The sequence below is a fragment of the Kribbella sp. CA-253562 genome, from assembly GCF_050942265.1.
Taxonomy (GTDB): Bacteria; Actinomycetota; Actinomycetes; order Propionibacteriales; family Kribbellaceae; genus Kribbella.
The window spans coordinates 6784300-6802777 of sequence record NZ_CP192049.1 but is presented as its reverse complement, the minus strand read 5'-3'; the positions used below and the strand labels follow the sequence as shown (position 1 = coordinate 6802777).

Here is an 18478-nt window from a genome sequence, read left to right as displayed (position 1 = left end):
TCGGTTCGACAAGGGTTGGCATGTACTCAGTGTGGCGACACTCGCAAGCGTCTATTGCGAAGGAGGAAGCACGGCTAAGGTGCGGACATGGCGAAGGCTCCCAGAGTTCTCGGAATCGTGCTGGCCGGTGGCGAGGGGAAGCGGCTGATGCCGCTGACGGCGGACCGGGCCAAACCGGCCGTGCCGTTCGGCGGGAGTTATCGCCTGATCGACTTCGTGCTGTCCAACCTGGTCAACGCGGGCATCCGCAGCTTGTGCGTGCTGACCCAGTACAAGTCGCACTCGCTGGACCGGCACGTCACGATCACCTGGCGGATGTCGACCTTCCTGGGCAACTTCGTCACCTGCGTGCCGGCCCAGCAGCGGCTCGGCCCGCAGTGGTACCAGGGCAGCGCGGACGCGATCTACCAGTCGATGAACCTGATCGACGACTTCCAGCCCGACATCATCGTGGTGTTCGGCGCCGACCACGTGTACCGGATGGACGCCTCCCAGATGGTCGCCGCGCACATCGAGCGCGGTAACGGCGTCACCGTCGCCGGGATCCGGGTGCCGCGGGTCGAGGCCTCGGAGTTCGGCGTGATCAAGACCGGCGAGGACGGGCACACGATCGCCGACTTCCTGGAGAAGCCGGCCGACCCGCCGGGGCTGCCGGACTCGCCGGACGAGACGTTCGCCTCGATGGGCAACTACGTGTTCAGCGCCGACGTCCTGGTCGAGGCGCTGCGCAAGGACGCCGCCAACCCGGCGTCGCGGCACGACATGGGCGGCGACATCGTCCCGATGCTGGTTGCCGAGGGCAAGGCCGGCGTCTACGACTTCAAGGACAACGACGTCCCGGGCGCGCTGGACCGGGACCGCTCGTACTGGCGGGACGTGGGATCGCTGGACTCCTACCACGAAGCGCACATGGACCTGGTCTCGATCCAGCCGGTGTTCAACCTCTACAACTCCGACTGGCCGATCTTCACCTCGCACCCGCAGCTGCCCGGTCCGAAGTTCACCGACAACGCCACGGTCGGCGAGTCGATCGTCTGCCAGGGCTCGATCGTGTCCGGGGCGTGCGTGGACCACTCGGTGCTCGGGACCAACGTGATCGTCAACGCCGGCGCCACGATCGAGCGCTCGGTGATCATGGACAACTGCCGGATCGGCAAGAACGTGACGCTGAAGAACGTGATCCTGGACAAGAACGTCGTGGTGCCGGACGGCGTCCAGATCGGGGTCGATCCCGATCACGACCGGCAACGCGGGTTCACCGTGTCCAAGGGCGGTGTCACCGTGCTCGGCAAGGGCCAGGTGGTCGAGCCGGTCGCCGCCGACGCGCCGGAAGAGGTCGCCGAGGCGTGACCGCCGAGGACACGGGCCGTACGGTGCCAGGCAGCGAGGCCGAGGCGCTGGCGCTCGACGCCGCGGACCCAGGGCAGCGGGAGCTGTTCGACGTACCGCCGGCGGACGGTGGCGACTATCCGGAGGTCGCGTACTTCGCGGGCAACTCGCTGGGGCTTCGGCCGAAGGCGACCCGGACCGAGCTGCTCGCCGATCTCGACGCCTGGGCCACGCTCGGCGTCGAGGGACACCTGGAGGCCGAGCGGCCCTGGCTGCCGTACCACGAACTGCTGACCGCGCCCGCCGCTCGTCTCGTCGGAGCATTGCCGAGCGAGACGGTCGTGATGAACTCCCTCACCGTCAACCTGCACCTGCTGATGGTCTCGTTCTACCGCCCGACCGCCGAGCGGTACCGGATCGTCATCGAGGACTCGGCCTTCCCGTCCGACAGCTACGCCGTCCGGTCGCAGGCGCGGTTCCACGGCCTGGACCCGGACGACGCGATCGTCCGGCTCCGGCCCCGCGACGGCGAGGACTGCCTGCGGACCGAGGACGTCGTCGACAAGCTCGGACCGGACGTCGCGCTCGTCCTGCTCGGCGGTGTCAACTACCTGACCGGCGAGCTGATGGACATCCCGGCGATCACGGCCGCGGGGCATGCCGCCGGCGCGGTGGTCGGCTGGGACCTGGCGCATGCCGCGGGCAACGTTCCGCTGCGCTTGCACGACTGGGACGTCGACTTCGCCGCCTGGTGCTCGTACAAGTACCTGAACTCCGGACCAGGCGCCCTCGCCGGCGCCTACGTGCACGAACGGCACCACGGCGGCGACCTGCCGCGGTTCGAGGGCTGGTGGAGCACCGAGCCGGCCACGCGGTTCGAGATGGCGCCGGAGTCCCGGCCGCCGCGCTCGGCCGACGCGTGGCAGGTGTCGAACCCGCCGATCTTCGCGATGAGCCCGGTCCGTACGTCGCTGGAGCTGTTCGACCGGATCGGCATCGACGTGCTGCGGGAACGCAGCCAGCGGCTCACGGCGTACCTGGAAGGGCTGCTCGCGGGGATCACGCCGACGCGGCCGCTGAACGTGATCACGCCGTCCGAGCCGGCCCGGCGCGGTGCGCAGCTGTCGATCCGCGTCGGCGGCGGCCTGCGTGCGGGCGAACTGTGCAAGACCCTGCACTTCGAGTACGGCGTGATCGCCGACGCGCGCGAGCCGGACGTCGTACGGCTCGCGCCGGTGCCGTTGTACTCGCTCCACCACGACTGCTGGCGTGCGGCGCGGGCCCTGGCGGCCGCCGTACCCGAGACCGACTGACGGAGGCCAGATGACTGTCGCGATCGTTGGTGCCGGGCTGACGGGCAGTTTGCTCGCCTGCTTCCTGGCCCGGCGCGGCCTGCCGGTCACCTTGTACGAGCGGCGGCCCGATCCGCGCACCGGCCAGGCCGAGCGCGGCCGGTCGATCAACCTGGCGATCTCCGAACGCGGGCTCGACGCGCTGCGGCGGATCGGCCTGGACGGCGAGGTGATGGCCGACGCGCTGCCGATGAAGGGCCGGATGATCCACCCGGTCGAGGGTCCGCTGGACTTCCAGGCCTACAGCGCCTCGCAGGACCGGGCGATCAACTCGATCAGCCGCGGCGCGCTGAACAACGCGCTGCTGGACGCGGCCGAGAAGGCGCCCGGAGTGGAGATCGTCTTCGAGCACAAGCTGGTCTCGCTCGACTCGGCCGCCGGCGTGCTCGGCTTCGAGACGCCGGCCGGGCTGGTCGAGCTGCGGGCGGACGTCGTACTGGGCGCTGACGGGGCCGGGTCGGCGGTGCGCGGCCAGTTGGTGGCCGACGGGTCGGTGGTGGACGACGTCGACTTCCTCGACTACGGGTACAAGGAGCTGTCGATCCCGGCGGCGGACGGGAAGTTCGCGCTGGATCCCGGCGCGCTGCACATCTGGCCGCGCGGGACGTCGATGATGATCGCGCTGCCGAACCCGGACCGGTCCTTCACCTGCACGCTGTTCTGGCCCGCGGGATCGTTCGACGCGCTGACCACGCCGTTGCAGATCGAGCGGTACTTCGGCGAGCACTACCCCGATTTGTTGCCGATGGCCCCTTCTCTGGTGGACGACTACCTGAACAACCCGGTCGGCGTGCTCGGCACCGTGCACACCCACCCGTGGCAGGCGCACGGCCGCACCGCGTTGATCGGCGACGCCGCGCACGCGATCGTGCCGTTCTACGGGCAGGGCGCGAACTGCGCGTTCGAGGACGTGGTCGCGCTGGACCGCTGCCTGGACGACACCGGCGGGTCCTGGGCCCGGGCGCTGCCGCTGTTCGAGGCCCGCCGCCGGGACAACACCGAGGCGATCGCCGAGATGGCGCTGGCCAACTTCGTCGAGATGCGGGACAAGGTCGCCTCGCCGGTCTTCCGGTTCGGCAAACAGTTCGAGCACGCGGTGGAACGGCTGCTGCCCGGCCGTTACGTCTCCCGGTACGAGCTGGTCAGCTTCACCACCACGCCGTACGCCGACGTCCGGCGGCGGGTTCGTCGCCAGCACCAGGCGCTGGGCGCGGCCGTGGCGCTCGGCCTCGGCGCCGTCGTCGCCACCACCAGAGCACTGACCCGGAGATCACGATGACCACCCTCTGGCGGCCCGAGCTGCTCACCGGCGACCCCGGTGAACCCGGTCTGCTGCGCAACTTCGTCGACGGTTCGTTCGTCGAGAGCACCTCGACGTTCGCCAAGTTGAGCCCGGTCACGGGCGCGCACCTGTTCGACGTCTGCGAGGCGGACGCGTCGACCGTCGACGCGGCGGTCGGTGCCGCGCGAGCTGCTCTGAACGGCCCGTGGGGGCGGATGAGCGAGCAGGAGCGGGCTGTCGTCCTGCGCCGGGTCGCCGACGAGCTGGAACGCCGGTTCGACGACCTGGTCGCCGCCGAGGTGGGCGACACCGGCAAGTCGATCAGCCAGGCGCGCACGCTCGACATCCCGCGCGGCGCCGCCAACTTCCGCGCCTTCGCCGACTTCGCGACCACCACGCCGACCGAGTCGTACACGACCACGCTGCCCGACGGCCGGCGCGCCCTCAACTACGCGGTGCGCAAACCGGCCGGCGTGGTCGCGATCATCGTGCCCTGGAACCTGCCGCTGCTGCTGCTCACCTGGAAGGTCGCCCCGGCGCTTGCCTGCGGCAACACGGTGGTGGTCAAACCGTCCGAGGAGACCCCGGCGTCGGCGACCGTGCTCGCCGAGGTGATGGCCGCGGCCGGCGTACCGGACGGGGTGTTCAACCTCGTGCACGGCTTCGGGCCGTCGTCGGCGGGGGAGTTCCTGACCACGCATCCCGGCGTCGACGCGATCACGTTCACCGGCGAGTCCGCGACCGGCTCCGCGATCGCCAAGGCGGCCGCCGACGGCGTGAAGGCGGTCTCCTTCGAGCTCGGCGGCAAGAACGCCGGCCTGGTCTTCGCCGACGCCGACCTGGACGCGGCGATCGCCGGTTCGGTCCGGTCGGTCTTCACCAACGGCGGCCAGGTCTGCCTGTGCACCGAACGCCTGTACGTCGAACGCCCGGTCTACGACGAGTTCTGCACCCGCCTGGCCGACGCGGCCGACGCGTTGGCGTTCGGCTGGCCGTCGGACGAGGCAACCGTGAACATGCCGCTGATCTCGCACGAGCACCGGTCGAAGGTCTTGTCCTACTACGAGCTGGCCCGGACCGAAGGCGCGACGGTTCTGGCCGGCGGCGGCGTCCCGGCATTCGGCGACGGTCGCGACAACGGTTGCTACGTGCAACCAACGGTGGTGACCGGACTGCCCGCGAACGCGCGCACGAACACCGAGGAGGTGTTCGGACCGATCTGCCACATCGCGCCGTTCGACACCGAGGAGGAGGCGTTCGCCCTGGCCAACGACAGCAGGTACGGGCTGGCGGCAACCGTCTGGACCCGCGACGTCGGCCGCGCCCACCGCTCCGGCTCCGCGCTGGACGTCGGGCTGGTCTGGGTCAACACCTGGTTCCTGAGGGACCTGCGTACGCCGTTCGGCGGCATGAAACTGTCGGGCCTGGGCCGCGAGGGTGGCACCCACTCGATCGACTTCTACTCGGACCTGACCAACGTTTGTGTGGAGCTGACCTGAACGACGTCAGGTCGTCGTGCCGGTGAGTTCTCGCAGCAGGTCCTGAACCTGGTCGGAGCCGATCTGTTCACCGAGCTCGACGAGATCGGCCACTCCTTCGGCGACGACCTCGTGAATCGCCCCGGCGGCCTTGACGCGTCGAAGGTGCTGGAGCGCTGCCTCGCGGTCGCCGGCGGCCAGCAGATAGACAGCGAGGTTGCAGGCATCGGAGTCCAGGGGCGTCAGGCTCAGAGCGCGCTGCTCCAGCTCGATCGCGGACCGCAGCAATGCCTCGGCTTCGGCCCACCGGCCCTGCTGACGCCGGATCATCGCGCGGCGGTACTGGGTCCAGCTGCGCGGCCGCCCGATCGCGTCGGCCCGGTCGAAGTCCGCCAGCGCCTCGTCGTAGCGGCCCATCGCGAAATACGTCTCGCCGCGGGCGACCAGCGTCCAGTCGTCGTCGGGGTCGAGTCCGAGGGCCTGGTCGAAGTCGTCCAGCGCCTCTTGATGGCGACCGACGACGCGCCGGAACTCGCCGCGGCGAGTCACGACCCAGTCGTTGTCGGGCGCGGCGGCCATCGCCTGGTCGAAGTCGTCCGAGGCCTCGGCGATCGACCCCATCGCGTGCCGGACCATGCCTCGAGTGACCATGGCCCACGCGGAGGTCGGGTTCTTTCGCAGCAACTGGTCCAGATCGGCGAGCGCGCCCGGGTATTGCCCGAGCGCGCGACGTGACGTGACCCGGTTGACCCGGGCCCAGTCGTAGTCGGCATCGATCGCGAGCGCCGCGTCCAGATCGGCCAGGGCCCCGGGATGATCCCCGGCCTGCTGCCGAGTCTCGCCGCGGACCGCCAACGTCCAGTCCGAACGCGGGGCCAGCTCGACAGCCCGGTCGAGATCGGCGAGAGCGGCCGTCAGGTTGCCCGACTCGGCGTGCAGCTCACCTCGGACGGTCAACATCCAGCTCGACCCGGGCTCCAGGGCGACCGCACGCTCGAAATCGGCCAGGGCCTCCGGCAGCCGATCCAGAGCGTGCAGCACCTGTCCGCGGGCGGCGAGCACCCAGGCGTCGCCGGGGTCGAGCTCGACCGCCCGGTTCAGGTCCAGCAGTGCTCGGTCGTGCTGCTCCAGCTGCGAGTGGATCTCGCCGCGCCGGACCAGGGCTGCCACGTCCCGCGGCTCGACGGCCAGCACCCGGTCCAGGTCCGCCAGTGCCTGGGGGTAGCGCCCGGCCCGCTCGTGCAGCATCGCCCGGACGACCAGACTGTTCGGATCGTCCGGGTCGATCGCCACGGCGCGATCGAGGTCGGCGAGCGCTTCCTGCGGGTGGTCGAGATCGTGGTGCACGGTGCCTCGCACCAGCAGCGCCCAGTCGTAGTCCGGCGAGAGGTCGATCGCCCGCGTCAGATCCGCCAGCGCCTGCTCATGATGTGCGAGCTTGGCGTGGACGGCCCCGCGCCAGGCGAGAATCCACGCGGTGTCCGGATGTAACGCGTCGGCCTGGTCGAGGTCGGCCAGCGCGGCGTCGTAGTCGCCCCGCCGTTCGTGCACCTGACTGCGTTCGGCCAGAGCGTTGCCGCGATGTGGTGCGTCCAGCGACGAGTCGGCGGCCAGGTGGGTCAGCAGTAGCAGCTCCTCCTCGTCACCGCCCTGCAGCCAGGCGCTCAGCCGCTGGCCCAGGGCCCGGACGTCCTCCTGCCCGGCGTCCGTACCTGCCTGGTGGATCATCTGCGCCCAGCGCGCCGCGCTGTCCGACGTCCTGCCGTAACTGTCCAGGAGGTCGTGCAGCGCGCGGGGCAGCTCGGTCGCGCCTCCCGCGCAGAGCAGGTGGTAGCTCTCCTCGAGCCGGAGATCACGCCAGGTCTGGTCCCTCCAGCCGGGGTCGCCGGACTGCCGCAGCTCCATCTGGCGGGCGCGATAGTGGTCCGCCAGGGCGCGGTGCCGACTCACCCAGTCGTGCGGCGAGTCACGCCGCAGCGACCGCAGCATCGGTCCGCGCACCACGTCGTGGTACCGGTGACCATCGGTCTGGCTGACGACGAACGGGAGCCGGCGCAACCACTCGAAGTCGGCGGACTCGCCGGCCGCGACGGCGAGGACGTCGCGGTCGAGGCGACGCGGCAGCGCTCCCGCGACGGCTGCCTTCTGCCGATCGGGATCGCTCTCCCACTTCAGGAACCGGGCGACGGCCGTCTCGTTGGGATCACTCGCGATCGCCGTCCCGCTGGCCGCCGACTCGGCGAGGGTTGCCAGCAGCACGGGCAACCGCCCGGACAGCTCGAGCAGGGTTTCGACGGTCGTGAGGTCCTCGACGCCTCGCGAGCTGAGCAGTTGCCGCGCCTCGGCGTCGGTGAACACGTCCAGGGCGATGTCGGTGCGGATGCCCAGGTAGTCGGCCCACTGGTTGGCATCCAGAGGGCGCTGGCCCGACACCACGAAGACCAGCTGAGGTGGCAGGCTGCCGTGCCGCCCGGCCAGAAGCTCCAGCAGCCAGTCGTTCAGGAACTGACCGGTGCGCTCGAAGGTGTCGAGCAAGATCGCGATCGGCCGTTTGACCGCGATCGTCCGCAGGTCCTTGACGAACGCCGCGGTGAGCTCGGCGGCCGGAGACAGCAGCAGCTCGATGTCCTGCTGCCGGGCGAACCGGCGCGCCAGGAAGGCCCGCGCCTGGTCCGCCTGCAGCGCGGCGCCGTCCTTGTCGATCTCGCCGGCGAACGCGCCCAGCAACGGGACGTCCTCGGCGGCCCGCAAGCCGATCCGGACCGCCGACCTGGTCAGCAGCGAGGACATCCCCGACGGCGCGCCCGGGTCGGAGTCGACGGTGTGGCGGTGCTTGCGGTACTGCGCCAGCTTCGCGGTGAACGTGCCGCACTCCGTGCCGGCCTCGGCCAGCCCGGCCGACAGCAGCTCGAGCGTGGAGGGGATGTCCAGCGCGGCTTCGTCGACGTACCCGGTGGCGTGGCCGTGCGATCGGGCCACCCGCTGCCACTGCCGGACCAACGTGGTCTTGCCGGTGCCCGCGTCACCGTGGACCGTGAAGACGAACCGTCGGCGCGGGTCGTCCACCGCCAGCGCGAGGTTCTGCTCGAACAGCCGCAACGGCTCGGTGCGGCCGACGAAGACACCGGCCTGGCGGCTGCGGATCAGGTCCTGCAACGAGAAGGTCTGGTCGGGCATCGTGCACCTCTCCGGCCGGGCTCGGCTCACCTTAACCGACCTGCGGCGCGCGGACGCTTGGCGACCGGCGGTCCGGACAGCGAGGATGCTGCAGTGAGCGACGCGAAGGTGGTTCCGGGCAAGGCGGTTCCGCGCGGGCGGTTTCCGCACGTGAAGGTCGCGGGTGGGTTCGCGTACGTGTCGGGCACGTCGAGCCGGCGGCCGGACAACACGATCGCCGGGGCTTCGGTGGACGAGCTCGGCACGGTGTCGCTGGACATCCGCGTGCAGACGCGGGCCGTGCTGGACAACATCCGGGACATTCTCGCGTCGGTCGGTGCCGGGCTCGACGACCTGGTCAGCGTCACGGCGTACCTGGTGTCGATGAACGACTTCGGCGGGTACAACGAGGTGTACGGCGAGTTCTTCGACGAGACCGGGCCGGCCCGGACGACGGTCGCGGTGCACCAGTTGCCGCATCCGCAGCTGTTGATCGAAATCCAGGCGGTGGCCGCCCTTCCCGACCAGCACAGTCCGCAGAGGAGCTGACGATGGCGAACTTGGAGTCGACGAACTTCCCACAGTGGGTCGAGCAGAACAAGCACCTGCTGAAACCGCCGGTGGGCAACAAGCAGATGTTCCCGACCGGCGACGACTTCATCACGATGGTGGTCGGCGGGCCGAACCAGCGCACCGACTTCCACGTCGACCCGTACGAGGAGTTCTTCTACCAGATCTCGGGTGAGCTGCAGGTGTTCGTGATGACCGAGGACGGACCCGCGACCGTCGAGGTCAACGCGGGGGAGATGTGGGTGCTGCCACGGAACATGCCGCACTCGCCGCAGCGTGGGCCGGACTCGATCGGCCTGGTGATCGAACGCGTCCGCGAGCCCGGGGTGCTGGAGAAGTTCCGCTGGTACTGCGCCAACTGCAACGCGATCGTGCACGAGGTCGAGCTGCAGGTGACCGACATCGTCGCGGACCTGCCGCCGGTCTTCCAGGCCTTCTACGACAGCGAGGACGCCCGGACGTGCCCTGAGTGCGGCACGCTGCATCCCGGCAAGGCCTGATGGCGGTCGACGTCCACACGCATCTGGTGCCGAAAGGCTGGCCGGATCTCTCGGTCGCGTGTGGCGGCGAGGGCTGGCCGTGGTTGCGGATCGACTCCGAGCGGGCCGCGATGATCATGATCGGGGAAACCGAGTTCCGCCCGATCGGGCCGCAGGCGTGGGATCCGGCGGTCCGGCGTACCGATATGGATGCCGATGGCATCGATCTGCAGGTGGTGTCGCCGACGCCGGTGTTCTTCGGGTACGACCGGCCGGCCGATCAGGCGGTCAAGCTGGCCAGGATCTTCAACGACCTGACCCTGGAGACGCTGGCGGGCCAGGAGCGGTTCGTGCCGTTCTGCCAGGTCCCGCTGCAGGATCCGGACGCGGCCTGCGAGGAGCTGGATCGTTGCCTGGACGCCGGTCACGTCGGCGTCGAGATCGGTAACCACGTCGGCGATCGCGACCTCGACGACGACGGGATCGTTGCCTTCCTCACGCATTGTGCCGAGGTCGGCGCCCCGGTCCTGGTGCACCCGTGGGACATGCCGGGCGGGCCACGGCTCGATCGCTGGATGGCCCGCTGGCTGACCGGGATGCCCGCGGAGACGCATCTGTCCCTGCTGGCGATGATCCTCGGTGGCGCCTTCGACCGCCTGCCGCCGGAGCTGCGAATCTGCTTCGCGCACGGCGGCGGCAGCTTCGCGTTCTGGCTCGGCCGGCTCGACAACGCCTGGCACCGCCGCGGTGACGTCGTCCGCGGCCGGTCGATGCATGCCCCGAGCCACTATCTGGACCGGTTCTTTGCCGATACCGTGGTGTTCGGCGAAGCCCCGCTGCGGCTGCTGGTCGACACGCTGGGCGAGGACCGAGTGATGGTCGGCAGCGACTACCCGTACCCGTTGGGTGAGCGGCCGGCCGGAGAGGTGGTGCGCAAGGCCGACTTCCTGTCCGACGGGCAACGGCACAAGCTGCTGTCCGCGAACGCGATGCGTTACCTGGGGAGGTCCGGATGACCGAGGACCGCAGCATCCTGTCCCGCGAGGCGGGCGAACCCGACGACCAGCTCCGGTACGGCGCCGACGCCGACCAGGTGATCGACGTGTGGCACGCCAAGGAGTACCGTCCGGCCGTCGTTTTCGTGCACGGCGGTTTCTGGCGCCCGGACTACGACCGGACCCACGCGCGCCCCCTCTGCGAGGCCCTCGCCGCGGAAGGCTGGCCCGTGGCGTCCCTGGAGTACCGGCGGGTCCCCGGTCAGCCCGACCTCACCACCAGCGACATCCGCGAGGCGCTGGACCGCCTGCCCGGCCTGATGGATCTGCACGCCGGCTACGTCCTCGTCGGTCATTCAGCCGGCGGCCACCTGGCCCTGTGGGCCGCCGCAACCCTCAACCCGGTCCAGCTCCGCGGCGTGGTCGCCCTCGCCCCGGTCGCCAACCTCTTGCTCGCCGACCAGCTCCTGCTCGACGACGGCGCCGTCCAGGACTTCATCGGCTCCGGCGTCCGCAACGACCTGGACCCCACGCACCTCCCGGCGCCGATCGCCCCGGTAGCCCTGATCCACGGCACCCGCGACCAGCGCGTCCCGCTGTCGCTCTCGGAGTCGTACTTCACCGCGCACCCCACCGCCAGACTCGACCGCCTGGCCGGCGTGGGGCACTACGAGCTCATCGATCCCGAGTCAGAGGCTTGGCACACGGTGACCAACGAGATCACCCGGTTCACAGGCCACCACGACTGAACAACCTGCTAATCCGGCCGTGGATTAGCAGGTTTGTAGGTTCTCTTGGGTACTTCTTGTGGTGCGCCGGCCGCGGCGCACAACTCAGGCCTCCGCGCGTTTGACGGCGGCCAGTAGGCCGTCGCCGCAGGGGAGGAGGGCGGAGACGAGGTCGTCGTCGTCGCGGATGGCGCGGATCAGGTCGCGGACGGCGGTGGTGTCGGGGTCGCGGTGGGACGGGTCGGCGACGCGGCCGCCGTGCAGGGCGTTGTCGAAGGCGACCACGCCGCCGGGGCGGAGCAGGCGCAGGGCCTCGTGCAGGTACGCCGTGTACTCGCGCTTGTCGGCGTCGCAGAAGACCAGGTCGTAGTGGCCGTCGGTGAGGCGGGTGACGACGTCGAGCGCGGAGCCGGCGATCAGGCGGAAGCGGTTCGCGGGGACGCCGGCGTCCAGGAAGGTCTTGCGCGCCAGGCGCTGGTTCTCGGCGTCGATGTCGACCGTGGTCAGGGTGCCGTCGGGGCGCATACCGCGCAGCAGCGCGAGGCCGGACACGCCTGTTCCGGTGCCGATCTCGACCACCGCCTTGGCGCCGACGGCCGCGGCCAGCACGCTCAGCGCGGAGGCGGCGCCGGGCCCGATCGCGGACACCCCGCTGTCGGCGGCGCTCGCCCGGGCACCGGTGACCGCCTCGGTCTCACCGGTGTAGTCCTCGGCGTAGGCCCAGGACGCGGGATCGATGCCGGTGGCGATGATGCCCTCCCATTGTCTCGCCGCTGCAGTCCTCATCTCTCGAAAGCCTAGCGTCCCCGAGTCTCGCTTCCGCGTCTCCCGCGCTGGGACTGCGCAGTCTTGCTCGTAAGCATGCCACTTGAGTCAGATATGATCGTGCTGACGGCTCAGGGATCACCCTCGGGAGGTGGCAGTGCGGTTGTTCAGCCGATCAGGACCGGATGACGTCGATGCCGGCTTCCTTGAAGACCGTGAGCTGGGACTCGTCGGCCTGGGCGTCGGTGACCAGGGTGTCGATCTCGCTCAGCTCGCAGATCCGGGCGAAGGCGCGCTGCCCGAGCTTGCTGGAGTCGGCCACCACGACGACCTTGGCGGCCCGGCTGACGATCAGCTGGTTGATGTTGGCCTCGCCCTCGTGATGGGCGGTGGCGCCGGTCTCGTCGATGCCGTCGACGCCGATGAACGCGATGTCCAGCGACAGGTCGGCCAGGATCCGGTGCGACAGCGGCCCGATCATCTCGTACGACTGCGGCCGGGCGACGCCGCCGGTGAGCACCATCTTCACGTGCGGCCGGACGATCAGCTCGTTGGCGATGTTCAGCGCGTTGGTGACGAGCGTGAAGGCAGGTTCGCCGTGCTCGGCCGACAGCTCCGGCCGGGTCGCCAGCGTGCGCGCCACCTCCGAGATCGTCGTGCCGCCGTTCATGCCGATCACCATGCCGCGGCGGACCAGAGTGGCCGCGGCTTGCGCGATCCGCTGCTTTTCCGACGCGAAACGCGCAGTCTTGTAGCGCAGCGGCAGGTCGTAGGACACCGCGTTGGCGACCGCGCCGCCGCGGGTCCGGGTGAGGAGCTGCTGCTTGCCCAGGTGGTCCAGGTCGCGGCGGATGGTCGCCGCGGAGACGTGCAGCTGCTCGGCGAGCTCGTCGACGTCGATCGCGCCCTTTTCGGCGAGCGACTCGAGCAACGTGTTCAGCCGTTCATAACGCTTCACCCGGGGCTCCTCCTTTACACGATCGGTCAGCCGGGCGGCTGCCGGTTGGCGCCATTCGATCACGTTCGAGCAGTTTCGACCATTACATCTCCGGAGACGACATGACCGACACCCCGTTCGTGAGCACTGAGATCGCCACCCAGCCCGCCCTGTGGCGACAGGTCGCCGCCGGTTTCGCGCAGTACGGTGGCGCACTCCCGCAGCCGGGTCAACGGGTCGCCGCCGTGGGCTGCGGCACCTCGTGGTTCATGGCGATGGCGTACGCCGCCCTGCGCGAGGACCTCGGCCAGGGCGAGACCGACGCGTTCGCCGGGTCGGAGTTCGCCTTCGGCCGCTCGTACGACGCGGTGGTGGTGATCAGCCGGTCCGGCACCACCACCGAGGTGCTCGACCTGATCCGCCGGACGTCGGTCCCGACGATCGCGATCACCGCGACGGCCGGATCGCCGATCACCGAGCTGGCGGATCAGACGATCCTGCTGGACTTCGCCGACGAGCAGTCCGTTGTGCAGACCCGGTTCGCCACCACGACGCTGGCGCTGCTGCGGCTGTCGCTCGGCCAGGACCTGACCCAGGCCGCCGCGGACGCCGAGACCGCGCTGACGATCGACGTCGACGAGCTGGCCAAGCTCGAGCAGGTCAGCTACCTGGGCACCCGCTGGACCATCGGCCTGGCGCACGAGGCCGGCCTGAAGCAGCGTGAGGCCGCGTCGGCGTGGACCGAGGCGTACCCGGCGATGGACTACCGGCACGGCCCGATCGCCATCGCTCAGCCCGGCCGCGGCGTGTGGATCTTCGGCGAGGCGCCCGAGGGACTGATCGAAAACATCACCGCCACCGGCGCCACCGTCGTACACCACCCGGACCTCGACCCGATGGCCTCGCTGGTGGTCGCTCAGCGGGTCGCCGTGGCCAAGGCGCTGGCCCTCGGCCTCAACCCGGACCAGCCGCGCAGCCTCACCCGCTCGGTCATCCTGGACTGATCCAGGCCACCCGCACAGGACTCACCAGCTCCCAGCCGAGCCGGCTGTAGAGCGCGCGACCGGCGTCAGTCGCCACCAGTACGCCGGTCCGCGCGCCCTGCTCGACAGCTGCTTGGGTGAGTCCACGCATCACCACTGACCCCAGCCCCTGCCGCCGGTACGCCGGTTCAGTGACCACCTGATCGATGACGGCGTAGTCACCCCAGACGGCGACCTGCCCGCGCGCGGCGACAACTCCGTCGATCTCGGCGGTCACGTGGATCAGGGGGCCAGTGCTCTCCGTTCGGAGCACGTGGCGTGGCGGATCAGTGCTCTCGGTTCGGAGCGCGTGGCGTAGCGGATCGGTGCTCTTTGTTCGGAGCACGTTGGGCGTTGGGTCGACAGGCTCCAGGTCGACCGCCATCAAGTACTCCGTCCGCTCGACCTTCCAGCGGTCGTCCAGCTCGGGTAGCTCGCCGCAGGTCTTCAGCCACGTCCCCGGCGCCTGCAGCTCGTCAACCAGCGTCTGATCGACGCTCGGCGTGACGTAGCGGACCAGGTGCCGCGGAAGACCCACCTCGATCCGGTGGCCCCCGGCGGCCGGGACCGGTGCGGGACTGCCTCGGGAGATCGACCAGCCATGGACCCAGGCGGTCAGCGTGGCCTCAAGCATGGGCAGCCTGCCGGATGGTGGAGAGTTGGCCAAGGCCTGCCGCGGCAACCAGGGAGAGGGCCACGGCCAGTAAGGCGGTGTGCGTGCCCACCACCGGAACGAGCAGACCGCCGGCGGCCTGGCCCAGGGCAGCAGCACCCACTCGGAGGCTGGCGGCGGTCGTGCTGACTCGGCCCTGCAGTTCGACAGGGGAGTACTGCTGGCGGGCAGCGAACATCGCAGGCAGCATCGGACCTTCGAGCAGACCGGTGGCGGCTGCCAGGAGCAGCAGGACCGGGAACGTCGAGGCGAGCGGCCAGGTGCTCATGCCCAGCCCGTATGCGGCCACGGCGACCATGACGATCAGCTCGGGCCGCCAGCGCGTTTGCAGCCGGCCGAGCAGGACCGCGGTGGTGACGCTGCCGATCTCCAGGGCCGTCCACAGGTAGCCGGCGGCTGAGCGAGGAGCGCCGAGGGTGGTCATGTGCAGCGGCAGCGTGATCAGCAGTACGCCGACCGAGCCCATCAGCAGCGTGCTGGTGATCGTGGACGCGCGCAGCGGAGGTGTGCGCACCAGGTGGACCAGACCGCCGATGACCGATGCCAGGAAGGGCTCGCGGTCGTCGGCGACTACGGCCGCGGGCAGCGCGGGCAGCCCGGCGATCGCGACGATGCTGAGCGTCGCGGTCACCGCGATGACCACGACCGCGGCCTCCACGGACGCGGCGGCGGCAATGGTGGCCGCAGCGGCCGGACCGGTGATCGTCGCCGCTCCGAAGCTGGCAGCCTCCCAGCTGTTCGCCTTGGCGAGCCGGTCTGGTGGGACGAGCGTGGGCAGCATGCTGGTGAAGCCTCCGCTCACCATGGGCAGCGTCAGGCCGGCCAGGGAGGCCAGGGCGGGCGTCACCCAGTCAGGCGCATGGCCGGTGGCGAAGAGCAAAGACAGCATCACCGCGCCGAGCAAGGCCTGGTTCAGCCCCAACGCGGTCCGCCGGTACGCCGTACGGTCGAGCCAGGTGCCCAGCAGCGGACCGGTGATCACCGCAGGCAAGGCGTAGGCCGCTCCGGTGATGCCGGCGAGCGCCGGGCTGTCGGTGCGGTCCAGGACGAGCAGCACCAACGTGAACGCGACCATCTCGTCACCGACCCGCGCGAGCGTGGCCGCGAGGTAGTACGCCGCCATGTCGGGTCTCCCTGTAACGCGGTCTTGCGGGTTACGCGTTACGCTAGCAAAGCCGTTACATTGGTGCCAATGGAAAGTTTGCAGACCCCCGACCGGCTGGTTCGGCTCGCGGTGGACCTGGTCAACACCCGGACGCTGGAGCCGGAGAAACTGGTGAAGCCGGCGGACGTCCGGCGGTTCTTGCTGGACCACGGCGAGGCCGAGCCGGTCCGGATCGACGAGCACGACCTGGCCGAGGTGCGCGCCGTGCGCGAGCTGATCCGGCCGGTCTTCCACGCCGAACCGGCCGAGGCCGCGCGGATCCTGAACGAGCTGCTCGCCGAGTACGCCGTACGTCCGTATCTGTCCGACCACGACGGGTCGCCCTGGCACCTGCACGTCGCCAAGCCCGGTGCGACCTGGGGGCAGTGGCTGGCCGCCGGTACGGCGCTGGGCCTGGCCGGGTTCGCCGCCGGGCACGGGTTCGAGGCGGTCGGGGTGTGTGCCGCCGGCGACTGCGAACGAGTCTTCGTGAACCCGGCCGCCCGACGGCCACGACGGTTCTGCAGCCCGACCTGCGCGAGCCGCACCCGGGTCGCGTCCCACCGCGCCCGCCGCTCCACCAGCTAGAACCCACGCTCCACCAGCCAGAAGCCACGCTCCACCGGCCCGAACCCCACGCTCCACCGGCCCGAACCCCACGCTCCACCAGCCAGAAGCCACGCTCCACCGGCCCGAACCCCACGCTCCACCAGCCAGAAGCCACGCTCCACCAGCTACAGCCAGCGCTCGGCCGGCTACAGCCCACGCTCCGCCAGCTAGCACCCAACCGACTGCCGCGCCCTCCCGAACGCCGGTCTGGGCGCCGGGCGCTCGGCCAACGCCTAGGATCGGCAGCCAGGATCCCGGCGATGAGGAGTGCACGTGAGTCACACCGTGGTGGCAGAGCTCGTGGCGAACGTCCAGAAGGTGACCGTCAAGGCCGGGGACACGGTGGGGCCGCAAGACACCCTGGTGATCCTGGAGTCGATGAAGATGGAGATCCCGGTGCTGGCCGAGGTGGCCGGCACGATCACCGAACTGAAGGTGGTCGAGGGCGAGGTCGTGCGCGACGGCGATCCGATCGCCGTGATCGAGGAGAACTAGGCCACACCGGCCATCGAAAGCCGTCTGTGAAGCGTCTATTGAGCGTGCAGATCACCGGGAACTTCCCGTCTCCGCCCGCCGTTGGACCGTCGTACCGGCATCTCAGGGTTCGGCCCGGGTGTCCCCGACGTGCGCGAAGGACGGTGAACACGGCACCATGGTGGTCACGCTCGTTGCCGAGAGGACCCAGGGAGGCGTTGCCGTGAAGCCGGTCGACACCTCCGTGGTGCCTGCCCTGGCCCCCCAGCAGCAGCCCGCCGAGACCCCGCAGCCGGACGTGCTGCCGTCGTGGGACGAGATCGTCCGGACCCATTCCGCGCGCGTCTACCGGCTGGCCTACCGCCTGACCGGCAACAAGCACGACGCCGAGGACCTCACCCAGGAGGTTTTCGTCCGGGTGTTCCGGTCGCTGTCCAGCTACACGCCGGGCACGTTCGAGGGCTGGCTGTACCGGATCACCACGAACCTGTTCCTGGACGGCGCCCGCCGCCGGCAGCGGATCCGGTTCGACGGGCTGCCCGAGGACGCGCACGACCGGCTGCCGGCCAAGGGCAGTGGCCCGGCCGAGAAGCTCGACTCCGACCAGTTCGACCACGACGTGCAGGACGCGCTGGCCGCACTGCCCGAGGACTTCCGCGCGGCCGTGGTGCTGTGCGACATCGAAGGCATGACGTACGACGAGATCGCCGAGGTGCTGGACGTCAAGCTCGGCACCGTCCGGAGCCGGATCCACCGCGGCCGCTCGATGCTGCGCAAGCACCTCGAGCACCGCGCGCCGCGGTCCGGCCACTCCCGAGTCAGCGGCCCGCCCGCGGACGGGCCCTTCCCCGGTGGAGGTGACGACCGGTGACCGTGCAGCATCCGCTGGACAAGCTGAGCGCCGCGGTTGACGGTGAGCTGGACCACGACTCGCGGGACCGGGTGCTGAGCCACCTGGTCTGCTGCGACTCCTGCCGCGCCGAGGTCGAGGCGCAGCGCCGGCTGAAGGCGCGGATGTCCGCGCTGGAGGCTCCGGAGCCGTCGACCGACCTGATGCAGCGCCTGATGGGTGTGCCGTCGTTCTCGCCCGAGCCGCGCGAGGAGGTGCGGCCGGTGCTCACGCCGTCCGTCACGCTCAGCCCGCAGCGTTCGGCGTTCCCGGCCGCGCGGACCGGCGCGACCCGGCCTGCTGCCCGTACGGCGACCAGGTCGCGGCGGCGGGCCGGCGTACTGGGTGCGGCGGGGTCTGCTGCCGCGGTGGCGTCGTTGCTGGGGACGGCGTTCGTGCTGGGAGACCCGGCGCGAGGCACCGAGCAGCCGCCGGTGCTCACGCCCCCGGTGGCCAGCTTCTCGGCTGATCACGCCGCCACGGTCGGCGGGAGCCCGTTCGGCGACCCGGTGGCCTTCTTCAACTCCTACAACGGGACTGGGTACGCCGGGCTGGACCCGACGCTGCAGCCGGTGGCTCTGACGGGACGCTGAGCT

General features: G+C 70.4%; 18 protein-coding genes. 13 read left to right on the top strand and 5 right to left on the bottom strand.

The genetic code is table 11. The features are described 5' to 3' along the window. The first annotated feature begins 87 nt into the window (after positions 1 to 87). Genes glgC through ACQPXM_RS31980 form a run of 4 tightly spaced genes read left to right on the top strand, consistent with a single transcriptional unit; the run spans position 88 to position 5462 of the window. Entirely contained in the window at positions 88 to 1350 is a 1263-nt protein-coding gene (gene glgC / locus ACQPXM_RS31995; RefSeq protein ID WP_432940599.1) for a glucose-1-phosphate adenylyltransferase, read from the top strand. Beyond that, positions 1347 to 2642 (top strand): kynureninase, encoded by a 1296-nt coding sequence (kynU, locus tag ACQPXM_RS31990; RefSeq protein ID WP_432940596.1) that lies wholly within the window; start codon positions 1347 to 1349, stop codon positions 2640 to 2642. The genes glgC and kynU overlap by 4 nt, the downstream gene beginning before the upstream one ends. A gap of 10 nt (positions 2643 to 2652) precedes the next feature. Continuing rightward, entirely contained in the window at positions 2653 to 3960 is a 1308-nt protein-coding gene (locus ACQPXM_RS31985) for an FAD-dependent oxidoreductase (RefSeq protein WP_432940594.1), read from the top strand. Next, a complete protein-coding gene (locus tag ACQPXM_RS31980) occupies positions 3957 to 5462 on the top strand; it encodes a 2-hydroxymuconic semialdehyde dehydrogenase (protein WP_432940592.1) in 1506 nt (501 codons plus the stop codon). The genes ACQPXM_RS31985 and ACQPXM_RS31980 overlap by 4 nt, the downstream gene beginning before the upstream one ends. A gap of 6 nt (positions 5463 to 5468) precedes the next feature. Here the strand turns inward: ACQPXM_RS31980 and ACQPXM_RS31975 are convergent, their stop codons facing one another. Beyond that, positions 5469 to 8618 carry a tetratricopeptide repeat protein gene (locus tag ACQPXM_RS31975; RefSeq protein WP_432940590.1) on the bottom strand — a complete coding sequence of 1050 codons (3150 nt, stop codon included), beginning with the start codon at positions 8616 to 8618 and terminating at the stop codon, positions 5469 to 5471. A gap of 93 nt (positions 8619 to 8711) precedes the next feature. Here ACQPXM_RS31975 and ACQPXM_RS31970 point away from each other — a divergent pair, with 93 nt between their 5' ends. The 4 genes from ACQPXM_RS31970 to ACQPXM_RS31955 are packed head-to-tail and all read left to right on the top strand — an operon-like array spanning position 8712 to position 11390. Beyond that, positions 8712 to 9146: a RidA family protein gene (locus tag ACQPXM_RS31970; RefSeq protein ID WP_432940588.1), complete on the top strand. Its 435-nt coding sequence runs from the start codon at positions 8712 to 8714 to the stop codon at positions 9144 to 9146. 2 nt (positions 9147 to 9148) lie between these two features. After that, positions 9149 to 9667: a 3-hydroxyanthranilate 3,4-dioxygenase gene (locus ACQPXM_RS31965; protein WP_432940585.1), complete on the top strand. Its 519-nt coding sequence runs from the start codon at positions 9149 to 9151 to the stop codon at positions 9665 to 9667. Then, a complete protein-coding gene (locus ACQPXM_RS31960; protein ID WP_432940583.1) occupies positions 9637 to 10662 on the top strand; it encodes an amidohydrolase family protein in 1026 nt (341 codons plus the stop codon). The genes ACQPXM_RS31965 and ACQPXM_RS31960 overlap by 31 nt, the downstream gene beginning before the upstream one ends. Then, positions 10659 to 11390 (top strand): alpha/beta hydrolase, encoded by a 732-nt coding sequence (locus ACQPXM_RS31955; protein WP_432940580.1) that lies wholly within the window; start codon positions 10659 to 10661, stop codon positions 11388 to 11390. The genes ACQPXM_RS31960 and ACQPXM_RS31955 overlap by 4 nt, the downstream gene beginning before the upstream one ends. Positions 11391 to 11474: 84 nt before the next feature. Here ACQPXM_RS31955 and ACQPXM_RS31950 read toward each other — a convergent pair whose 3' ends face one another. Both ACQPXM_RS31950 and ACQPXM_RS31945 read right to left on the bottom strand, forming a co-directional pair. Then, a complete protein-coding gene (locus ACQPXM_RS31950) occupies positions 11475 to 12155 on the bottom strand; it encodes an O-methyltransferase (protein WP_432940576.1) in 681 nt (226 codons plus the stop codon). 154 nt (positions 12156 to 12309) lie between these two features. After that, positions 12310 to 13092, bottom strand: a complete 783-nt coding sequence (locus ACQPXM_RS31945) for a DeoR/GlpR family DNA-binding transcription regulator (RefSeq protein ID WP_077015453.1) — start codon at positions 13090 to 13092, stop codon at positions 12310 to 12312. 101 nt (positions 13093 to 13193) lie between these two features. On the opposite strand from ACQPXM_RS31945, the gene ACQPXM_RS31940 reads away from it, so the two are divergent. After that, on the top strand, positions 13194 to 14075 hold the full coding sequence (locus ACQPXM_RS31940) for an SIS domain-containing protein (protein ID WP_432940573.1): 882 nt from the start codon (positions 13194 to 13196) through the stop codon (positions 14073 to 14075). Here the strand turns inward: ACQPXM_RS31940 and ACQPXM_RS31935 are convergent. Together ACQPXM_RS31935 and ACQPXM_RS31930 are read right to left on the bottom strand one after the other, a co-directional pair. Beyond that, a complete protein-coding gene (locus ACQPXM_RS31935) occupies positions 14062 to 14727 on the bottom strand; it encodes a GNAT family N-acetyltransferase (RefSeq protein WP_432940570.1) in 666 nt (221 codons plus the stop codon). The genes ACQPXM_RS31940 and ACQPXM_RS31935 overlap by 14 nt on opposite strands. After that, a complete protein-coding gene (locus tag ACQPXM_RS31930) occupies positions 14720 to 15889 on the bottom strand; it encodes an MFS transporter (protein WP_432940567.1) in 1170 nt (389 codons plus the stop codon). Before ACQPXM_RS31930 ends, ACQPXM_RS31935 begins: the two co-directional genes overlap by 8 nt. Before the next feature lie 69 nt (positions 15890 to 15958). On the opposite strand from ACQPXM_RS31930, the gene ACQPXM_RS31925 reads away from it, so the two are divergent. The 4 genes from ACQPXM_RS31925 (at position 15959) to ACQPXM_RS31910 (ending at position 18475) form a co-directional block, all read left to right on the top strand. Further along, positions 15959 to 16498, top strand: coding sequence for a CGNR zinc finger domain-containing protein (locus ACQPXM_RS31925; RefSeq protein ID WP_432940564.1), 540 nt, complete (start codon positions 15959 to 15961; stop codon positions 16496 to 16498). 294 nt (positions 16499 to 16792) lie between these two features. Then, on the top strand, positions 16793 to 17014 hold the full coding sequence (locus ACQPXM_RS31920; protein WP_432940561.1) for a biotin/lipoyl-binding carrier protein: 222 nt from the start codon (positions 16793 to 16795) through the stop codon (positions 17012 to 17014). 157 nt (positions 17015 to 17171) lie between these two features. Further along, a complete protein-coding gene (gene sigE, locus ACQPXM_RS31915; RefSeq protein WP_432951128.1) occupies positions 17172 to 17864 on the top strand; it encodes an RNA polymerase sigma factor SigE in 693 nt (230 codons plus the stop codon). Further along, positions 17861 to 18475 (top strand): anti-sigma factor family protein, encoded by a 615-nt coding sequence (locus tag ACQPXM_RS31910; protein WP_432940559.1) that lies wholly within the window; start codon positions 17861 to 17863, stop codon positions 18473 to 18475. The genes sigE and ACQPXM_RS31910 overlap by 4 nt, the downstream gene beginning before the upstream one ends. Positions 18476 to 18478 lie beyond the last annotated feature (3 nt).

What these genes read in the sequence shown, in the direction of transcription:
- glgC (WP_432940599.1), top strand. Translation starts at nt 88, where the DNA reads ATGGCGAAGGCTCCCAGAGTTCTCGGAATCGTGCTGGCCGGTGGCGAG.
- ACQPXM_RS31985 (WP_432940594.1), top strand. Translation starts at nt 2,653, where the DNA reads ATGACTGTCGCGATCGTTGGTGCCGGGCTGACGGGCAGTTTGCTCGCC.
- ACQPXM_RS31980 (WP_432940592.1), top strand. Translation starts at nt 3,957, where the DNA reads ATGACCACCCTCTGGCGGCCCGAGCTGCTCACCGGCGACCCCGGTGAA.
- ACQPXM_RS31975 (WP_432940590.1), bottom strand. Translation starts at nt 8,618, where the DNA reads ATGCCCGACCAGACCTTCTCGTTGCAGGACCTGATCCGCAGCCGCCAG.
- ACQPXM_RS31965 (WP_432940585.1), top strand. Translation starts at nt 9,149, where the DNA reads ATGGCGAACTTGGAGTCGACGAACTTCCCACAGTGGGTCGAGCAGAAC.
- ACQPXM_RS31955 (WP_432940580.1), top strand. Translation starts at nt 10,659, where the DNA reads ATGACCGAGGACCGCAGCATCCTGTCCCGCGAGGCGGGCGAACCCGAC.
- ACQPXM_RS31950 (WP_432940576.1), bottom strand. Translation starts at nt 12,155, where the DNA reads ATGAGGACTGCAGCGGCGAGACAATGGGAGGGCATCATCGCCACCGGC.
- ACQPXM_RS31940 (WP_432940573.1), top strand. Translation starts at nt 13,194, where the DNA reads ATGACCGACACCCCGTTCGTGAGCACTGAGATCGCCACCCAGCCCGCC.
- ACQPXM_RS31935 (WP_432940570.1), bottom strand. Translation starts at nt 14,727, where the DNA reads ATGCTTGAGGCCACGCTGACCGCCTGGGTCCATGGCTGGTCGATCTCC.
- ACQPXM_RS31930 (WP_432940567.1), bottom strand. Translation starts at nt 15,889, where the DNA reads ATGGCGGCGTACTACCTCGCGGCCACGCTCGCGCGGGTCGGTGACGAG.
- ACQPXM_RS31925 (WP_432940564.1), top strand. Translation starts at nt 15,959, where the DNA reads ATGGAAAGTTTGCAGACCCCCGACCGGCTGGTTCGGCTCGCGGTGGAC.
- sigE (WP_432951128.1), top strand. Translation starts at nt 17,172, where the DNA reads ATGGTGGTCACGCTCGTTGCCGAGAGGACCCAGGGAGGCGTTGCCGTG.